The 7,892-nt window shown below is 67.4% G+C and carries 6 protein-coding genes; 5 read left to right on the top strand and 1 reads right to left on the bottom strand.

Features of this window, described 5'->3' with window-relative positions:
- Positions 1-149: 149 nt before the first annotated feature.
- The 5 genes from QM693_RS31170 to QM693_RS31150 all read left to right on the top strand — a co-directional run bounded on the left by QM693_RS31170 (position 150) and on the right by QM693_RS31150 (position 6,546).
- Positions 150-2,093 (top strand): acetolactate synthase large subunit, encoded by a 1,944-nt coding sequence (locus QM693_RS31170; RefSeq protein ID WP_280781723.1) that lies wholly within the window; start codon positions 150-152, stop codon positions 2,091-2,093.
- A complete protein-coding gene (gene ilvN / locus QM693_RS31165) occupies positions 2,090-2,593 on the top strand; it encodes an acetolactate synthase small subunit (protein WP_105413058.1) in 504 nt (167 codons plus the stop codon). The genes QM693_RS31170 and ilvN overlap by 4 nt, the downstream gene beginning before the upstream one ends.
- Positions 2,594-2,642: 49 nt before the next feature.
- Positions 2,643-3,644 (top strand): ketol-acid reductoisomerase, encoded by a 1,002-nt coding sequence (gene ilvC, locus QM693_RS31160; RefSeq protein WP_061700158.1) that lies wholly within the window; start codon positions 2,643-2,645, stop codon positions 3,642-3,644.
- A gap of 224 nt (positions 3,645-3,868) precedes the next feature.
- Positions 3,869-5,464, top strand: coding sequence for a phosphoglycerate dehydrogenase (gene serA / locus QM693_RS31155; RefSeq protein WP_005240386.1), 1,596 nt, complete (start codon positions 3,869-3,871; stop codon positions 5,462-5,464).
- A 71-nt stretch (positions 5,465-5,535) separates the two neighbouring features.
- The gene (locus QM693_RS31150) at positions 5,536-6,546 is read left to right on the top strand and encodes a 3-isopropylmalate dehydrogenase (RefSeq protein ID WP_005573989.1); all 1,011 of its coding nucleotides are present in this window, start codon (positions 5,536-5,538) and stop codon (positions 6,544-6,546) included.
- Here QM693_RS31150 and QM693_RS31145 read toward each other — a convergent pair.
- Entirely contained in the window at positions 6,543-7,787 is a 1,245-nt protein-coding gene (locus tag QM693_RS31145; RefSeq protein ID WP_283354243.1) for an MFS transporter, read from the bottom strand. The genes QM693_RS31150 and QM693_RS31145 overlap by 4 nt on opposite strands.
- Positions 7,788-7,892: the final 105 nt, after the last annotated feature.

Raw genomic sequence — 7,892 nt, 5'->3', positions numbered from 1 at the left:
GTGAAACAGAATGAGTTGCTCGTAATCGGCCGGCGCGTCGTCGCCTGAGTCGATTCCTTCAACTCGCCAGATAACGACGCGCCACCCTCGTACAGCATCAGCTGACGGGGGTTTTTTGTTGCCCGGAGCCAGAATCAGAGGATTTCCCAGTGAGCGCACCAACCGCACGGCCTCAACCCACGCCGCGCAAGTCGGGGGCAGCAAGCCCGACGACCGCGGCCGCCGCGACTCAGACCGGTAGCCGCCGCCAACTCGCCCCCGAGCGGGTCAGCGGCGCCCAGTCCGTGGTCCGAGCCCTCGAGGAGCTCGAGGTCGACACGGTATTCGGCATTCCGGGTGGTGCCGTTCTGCCTGTCTACGACCCGCTCTTCGACTCGAAGAAGGTCCGGCACGTGCTCGTTCGTCACGAGCAGGGGGCAGGCCACGCCGCGACCGGGTACGCCCAGGCGACCGGCAAGGTCGGTGTCTGTATGGCGACGTCCGGTCCCGGTGCGACCAACCTCGTGACGCCGCTCGCCGACGCGCAGATGGACTCCGTTCCGGTCGTGGCCATCACCGGTCAGGTCGGCCGGAGTCTCATCGGCACGGACGCGTTCCAGGAAGCCGACATCTCCGGCATCACGATGCCGATCACCAAGCACAACTTCCTCATCACCGACGGCGTCGACATCCCCCGGATCATCGCGGAGGCCTTCTACCTCGCCTCCAGCGGTCGTCCCGGCGCGGTGCTCGTCGACATCCCGAAGGACGTCCTCCAGGCGCAGACCACGTTCTCGTGGCCGCCGGAGATGCGGCTGCCCGGGTACCGTCCCGTCACCAAGCCGCACGGCAAGCAGGTCCGCGAGGCGGCCCGCCTGATCGCCGACGCGAAGCACCCGGTGCTGTACGTCGGTGGCGGCGTCATCAAGTCGGAATCGTCTCCGGAACTGCTCGAACTGGCCGAGCTCACCGGCATTCCGGTTGTCACCACCCTCATGGCGCGTGGCGCGTTCCCGGACAGCCACACGCTGAACTGCGGCATGCCCGGCATGCACGGCACCGTCGCGGCGGTGGCGGCACTGCAGCGCAGCGACCTGCTGATCACGCTCGGCGCGCGCTTCGACGACCGCGTCACCGGTCAGCTCGATTCGTTCGCCCCCGACGCCAAGGTCATCCACGCCGACATCGACCCGGCGGAGATCGGCAAGAACCGGTACGCGGACGTCCCGATCGTCGGCGACTGCAAAGAGGTCATCGTCGAACTGATCGAGGCGATCAAGGCCGACCTGGCCACCGGAACCACACTGGATCTCACCGAGTGGTGGGCGTACCTCGACGGAATCCGTCGCACGTACCCGCTCAGCTACGACCGTCCCACCGACGGCGCGCTGTCCCCGGAGTACGTGATCCAGGCGGTCGGCAAGCTCGCCGGTCCCGACGCGATCTACTGTGCCGGCGTCGGACAGCACCAGATGTGGGCCGCGCAGTTCGTCAACTACGAGAAGCCGCGCACCTGGCTGAACTCCGGCGGTCTCGGCACGATGGGCTACGCCGTCCCCGCCGCGATGGGCGCCAAGATGGGCATGCCCGACACCGAGGTGTGGGCCATCGACGGTGACGGCTGCTTCCAGATGACCAATCAGGAACTCGCCACCTGCGCGCTCGAGGGCATCCCGATCAAGGTTGCGCTCATCAACAACGGCAACCTCGGCATGGTGCGCCAGTGGCAGACGCTGTTCTACGACGAGCGCTACTCCAACACCAACCTCGGCACGCACGGCGCGATCCGCATCCCCGACTTCGTCAAGCTGGCGGAGGCGTTGGGCTGCCACGGCATTCGCGTCGAGCGCGAAGAGGACGTCGAGGCGGCGATTCGCGAGGCGCAGGCCATCAACGACAAGCCGGTGGTGATCGACTTCATCGTCGGCGCCGACGCCCAGGTGTGGCCGATGGTCGCCGCGGGCACGAGCAACGACGAGATCATGGCGGCGCGGGGCATCCGTCCGCTGTTCGACGACGACGAGGCGGCCGCCGAGCCTGCCGTCATCCACGAGGCCATGGAGCGCGAGCAGCGTTCGGGCACGGCCGCAGCGGCCGGGGAGGAAGATCAGTGAGCACCAGCCACACCCTCAGTGTTCTCGTCGAGGACAAGCCGGGCGTGCTGGCCAGGGTGGCCGCGCTGTTCTCGCGTCGTGGGTTCAACATCGAGTCGCTCGCCGTCGGTGGCACCGAGATCCCCGAGATCTCCCGCATGACCATCGTCGTGACCGTCGACGAGTTCCCGCTCGAGCAGGTGACCAAGCAGCTCAACAAGCTCATCAACGTCATCAAGATCGTCGAGCAGGACGGTGAGGCCTCCGTCGCCCGCGAGCTGGTGCTCATCAAGGTGCGAGCCGACGCCAGCGTGCGCACGCAGGTGATCGAGACGGTGAATCTGTTCCGCGCCAAGGTGATCGACGTCTCCCCGGAGTCGGTCACGATCGAGGCGACTGGAACGCGATCCAAGCTGGATGCGCTGCTGCGGATGCTCGATCCGTACGGTATCCGGGAGATCGTGCAGTCCGGGGTCGTGGCCGTGGGACGGGGGCCGAAGTCCATCACGGCCACTCGCTAGTACTTTAGATACGCAAATCCAAGAAAGAGGTTGAACTGTGGCAGTCGAGATGTTCTACGACGACGATGCCGATCTGTCGATCATCCAGGGCCGTAAGGTCGCTGTGATCGGTTACGGAAGCCAGGGCCACGCGCACTCGCTGAGCCTGCGCGACTCGGGCGTCGATGTGCGTATCGGCCTGAAGGAAGGCTCGAAGTCCCGCGCGAAGGCCGAGGAGCAGGGCCTGACCGTCGGTACCCCCGCCGAGGTCTCCGAGTGGGCCGACGTGATCATGGTGCTCGCACCCGACACCGCGCAGGCGTCGATCTTCACGAACGACATCGAGCCCAACCTGAAGGACGGCGACGCGCTGTTCTTCGGACACGGCCTCAACATCCACTTCGACCTGATCAAGGCTCCGGAGTTCGTCACCGTCGGCATGGTCGCCCCCAAGGGCCCCGGCCACCTGGTGCGTCGTCAGTTCGTCGACGGCAAGGGTGTTCCCGCGCTCATCGCGATCGACCAGGACCCGAAGGGTGAGGGCCAGGCCCTCGCGCTGTCCTACGCCAAGGGCATCGGCGGCACCCGCGCCGGCGTCATCAAGACCACGTTCAAGGAAGAGACCGAGACGGACCTCTTCGGCGAGCAGGCCGTGCTCTGCGGCGGCACCGAGGAACTGGTCAAGACCGGTTTCGAGGTCATGGTCGAGGCCGGCTACGCGCCCGAGATGGCGTACTTCGAGGTGCTGCACGAGCTCAAGCTCATCGTCGACCTCATGTACGAGGGTGGCATCGCCCGCATGAACTACTCGGTGTCCGACACCGCGGAGTTCGGTGGCTACCTCTCCGGCCCGCGCGTCATCGACGCCGGCACCAAGGAGCGCATGAAGGCGATCCTGGCCGACATCCAGTCGGGTGAGTTCACTCGCCGCCTCGTCGCCAACGTCGAGAACGGCAACACCGAGCTCGAGGGCCTGCGCAAGGCCAACGCCGAGCACCCCATCGAGGTCACCGGCAAGAAGCTGCGCGACCTGATGAGCTGGGTCGACCGCCCGATCACCGAAACCGCCTAGGTTTCACTGCTTTACAGTTCCACCGAACCGCCGGCCCGATGTCGCATCGGTCTCGTCAGAGGCCCCCGATATGACATTGGGCCGGTGTTGTTTCGTGTCCGATTCCGTTGTTGCAGGCGTCCACTATGTGGTATCGCGGACCAGGATGCGGTTTCCCTGTGAGGGCGGACTAAGCTGTGTGTGGTTAAAACACCCCCACACCCACCTATTCAGGGAGTTTGCACGTGAGCCAGCCAGGCCGTCCTGTAGTTCTGATCGCCGACAAGCTCGCGCCGTCCACCGTCGAGGCATTGGGCGACGGTGTGGAGGTGCGATGGGTCGACGGACCTGATCGCCCGGCCCTGCTCGCGGCGGTGCCCGAGGCCGACGCGATCCTCGTCCGTTCCGCCACCACCGTGGACGCCGAGGTCCTGGCGGCCGGTACCAAGCTCAAGATCGTCGCCCGGGCCGGCGTCGGTCTCGACAACGTCGACGTGCCCGCCGCCACCGAGCGTGGTGTCATGGTCGTCAACGCGCCGACGTCCAACATCCACACGGCCGCCGAGCACGCAGTCGCGCTGATGCTCGCCACCGCGCGCCAGATCCCCGCGGCCGACGCCACCCTGCGCGACCGCGAATGGAAGCGCAGCAAGTTCAACGGTGTCGAGATCTTCGGCAAGACCGTCGGCGTCGTCGGCCTCGGCCGCATCGGCCAGCTGTTCGCGCAGCGTCTCGCCGCGTTCGAGACGCACGTCATCGCGTACGACCCCTACGTGTCGGCCGCCCGTGCCGCGCAGCTCGGCATCGAGCTCGTCACCCTCGACGAGTTGCTCGAGCGCGCCGACCTCATCTCCGTGCACCTCCCCAAGACTCCCGAGACCAAGGGACTGCTCGGCACGGAGAACCTGGCGAAGACCAAGAAGGGCGTCGTCATCGTCAACGCCGCCCGTGGCGGTCTGATCGACGAGGCAGCGCTGGCCGAGGCCATCAAGTCGGGTCACGTGCGCGCCGCGGGCCTCGACGTGTTCGAGACCGAGCCCTGCACCGACAGCCCGTTGTTCGACTTGCCCGAGGTCGTCGTGACGCCGCACCTCGGTGCCTCCACGAGCGAGGCTCAGGACCGCGCCGGAACAGACGTCGCGAAGTCCGTACTGCTCGCTCTCGCAGGCGATTTCGTTCCCGACGCGGTCAACGTGTCGGGTGGCGCCGTGGGCGAGGAAGTTGCCCCGTGGCTCGAGATCGTCCGCAAGCAGGGTGTGCTCATCGGGGCCCTGTCGGGTGAACTGCCCGTCAACCTCTCCGTCGACGTGCGCGGCGAGCTGGCCTCCGAGGACGTCGAGGTGCTCGCGCTCTCGGCTCTGCGCGGTGTGTTCTCCGCCGTCATCGAGGACGCGGTCACGTTCGTCAACGCTCCTGCACTCGCGGAAGAGCGCGGCGTCACGGCCGAGGTCACCAAGGCCGCCGAAAGCCCCAACCACCGCAGCGTGGTGGACCTGCGCGCCGTGTTCGGCGACGGCAGCGTCATCAACGTCTCGGGCACGCTGACCGGCCCGCAGCAGGTCGAGAAGATCGTCAACATCAACGGCCGCAACTTCGAACTGCGCGCCGAGGGTCTCAACCTGGTGGTGAACTACACCGATCAGCCCGGCGCGCTGGGCAAGATCGGCACGCAGCTCGGCAACGCCGGCATCGACATCCAGGCTGCGCAGCTCAGCCAGGACGCCGAGGGCGAGGGTGCGACCATCCTCCTCCGCGTCGACCGGGAGGTGCCGAGCGAGGTGCGGGACGCGATCTCGACCGCCGTCGGCGCCACCAAGATCGAGCTCGTCAACCTGGCCTAATCCCCACTGTGCGCGTGTCACGACCCCTGTTGTCGTGGCACGCGCACAGCTCTATGTGAAGTGAGGCGTTCATGAAGCTTGCGGTCATTCCGGGTGACGGCATCGGTGTCGAGGTCACGGCCGAGGCACTGAAGGTGCTGCGGAAGCTCGTACCCGATCTCGAGACCACCGAGTACGACCTCGGTGCCCGTCGATACAACGCCACCGGGGAACTGCTCCCGGATGCCGATCTCGCGGCGATCCGCGAGCACGACGCGATTCTGCTGGGCGCCATCGGCGACCCGTCGGTGACGCCGGGTGTGCTCGAGCGGGGGCTGCTGCTGAACATGCGATTCGCGTTGGATCATCACGTGAATCTGCGTCCGTCCCAGCTGTATCCGGGATCGAAGTCGCCGCTCGCGGCGCAGCCGGACATCGACTTCGTGGTCGTGCGCGAGGGCACCGAGGGTCCGTACACCGGCAACGGTGGCGCGATCCGCGTCGGCACCCCGCACGAGATCGCGACCGAGGTGTCGATCAACACGTGGTTCGGTGCCGAGCGGGTGGTGCGGTACGCGTTCGCGCTCGCGCAGACCCGGCGTAAGCACGTCACCCTGATCCACAAGACGAACGTCCTCTCCAACGCCGGTGCGATCTGGACGCGTGCCGTGGAGACGGTGTCGGCCGAATACCCGGACGTGGAGACGGCGTACTGCCACATCGACGCGGCCACCATCTACATGGTCACCGATCCGTCGCGATTCGACGTGATTGTCACGGACAACCTGTTCGGCGACATCATCACCGACCTCGCGGGTGCGGTCACGGGAGGCATCGGACTGGCGGCGTCGGGGAACATCGACGCGTCGGGGACGAACCCGTCGATGTTCGAGCCGGTGCACGGCAGCGCCCCGGACATCGCCGGCCAGGGGATCGCGGATCCCACGGCGGCCATCCTGTCCGCGGCGCTGCTGCTGCGTCACGTCGGCCGGGACGGCGATGCCGCGCGCATCGAGGCCGCCGTCGAGGCCGATCTGGCGTCCCGCGGCGACTCGAAGGTCGTCACGTCGGAGGTCGGCGACCGGATCGCTGCCGCCCTCTAGGACCGCGATTCGATCTTGTCTCCCTCGATCCCCGTGGCCCGATCTTCGGACCGGGCCACGGGGATCAGTGGTATCGAGGCGGCCGGAAATGCCGCGGCTATGGCGAAAGTCACCGGGAAGCCGACGATTCCGATCAGTGCGCCGAACACCGGGGGAACGAGCGAGGCCGCGACGAACTGACCGGTGTTCTGGACACCGAGCGCGCGTCCGCCCCAGAACGGGCCCGCGATCTCGGCGACCGCGGTGAAGGCGAGGCCGTTCGGTGCCACCGTCGCGACGGACGCCGCGAGCAGCGCCACGATCGCCACCGGCGTATCCATTGCATCCGTCACGGCGAGCGCCGCCATGGACACTCCGCCGGCGACGGCGACCCAGCGAAGCGGACGCATACGACTGCCCACCACGTCGGACCAGAAACCGACCCCCATCCGGCCGAACGCGCCGAGGATCTGGGCGACTGTCACGATCAGGCCTGCCGCCGTTGCTTCCCAATGCCTTTCGGAGATCAGCCACACGAGCGCGTACGTCCACACCGTGTACTGGGGCACGACGAGCAGCACCGAGACGGCGTGGATGCGCCACAGAGTTCCGCTGTCGCGGTACGGATTCGCGAGCATGCCGAGATTTGCCGCGGCGCTTCGGCTCGGCCTGGGCGGATCGACAACCCAGAGTGCACAGGCCAGCGCGGCGGTCGCGCACAGGATGGCGGGCAGCGCGAGCGCCCATCCGATGCCGTGGTCGTGTGCGACCGAGGGCAGCGTCAGCGCAGCGCAGGCAATGCCGAGCGGCAGCGACATCTGCCGGATACCCATCGCCAGTCCGCGGCGCTCGGGCGGGAACCATCCGACGACGACGCGTCCGCTCGCGGCATTCGCCGAGGCGGCCGCCATGCCGCCGAGCAGCAGGAAGGCCGCGGTGGCCGTGAGTGATCCGGACAGGGCCGCGCCGATTCCCGCGGCCGCCGTGGCCGCCATCCCGGCGGCCAGCACTCGGCGTTCGCCGTAGCGATCGGCGAGGGCGCCCCACGCGATCAGCGTCAGCATGACTCCGAGGGTGGGTGCGGCGACGAGGAGTCCGGTACGGGCGAGGCTGAGCCCGTGATTCTCCTGGAGTTCGGGGATCAGGAAGGCGACGCCGTTGACGAAGACCGCCTGTGCGGCCTGGGCGAACATCCCGAGGGTGAGCATCCACCATCTGCGGGCAGTTCCGACGGCGGACGGCGTGTCGAGCGATGCTGTCATGTCATCTCAATATCTAGGATTGAAGTCTCATATATTGGCGAACATGCGGAGTCTATACCTCCCGTCCCGCGGCGTCCCGGCACGGCGGTGCACCCGGGCCGATAG

The organism is Rhodococcus sp. IEGM 1305, assembly GCF_030058635.1.
GTDB lineage: Bacteria > Actinomycetota > Actinomycetes > Mycobacteriales > Mycobacteriaceae > Rhodococcus_F > Rhodococcus_F opacus_D.
The sequence above is the reverse complement of the archived record's forward strand: the minus strand, read 5'-3'. Positions and strand labels throughout refer to the sequence as shown.

What these genes read in the sequence shown, in the direction of transcription:
- QM693_RS31145 (WP_283354243.1), bottom strand. Translation starts at nt 7,787, where the DNA reads ATGACAGCATCGCTCGACACGCCGTCCGCCGTCGGAACTGCCCGCAGA.
- QM693_RS31150 (WP_005573989.1), top strand. Translation starts at nt 5,536, where the DNA reads ATGAAGCTTGCGGTCATTCCGGGTGACGGCATCGGTGTCGAGGTCACG.
- ilvC (WP_061700158.1), top strand. Translation starts at nt 2,643, where the DNA reads ATGTTCTACGACGACGATGCCGATCTGTCGATCATCCAGGGCCGTAAG.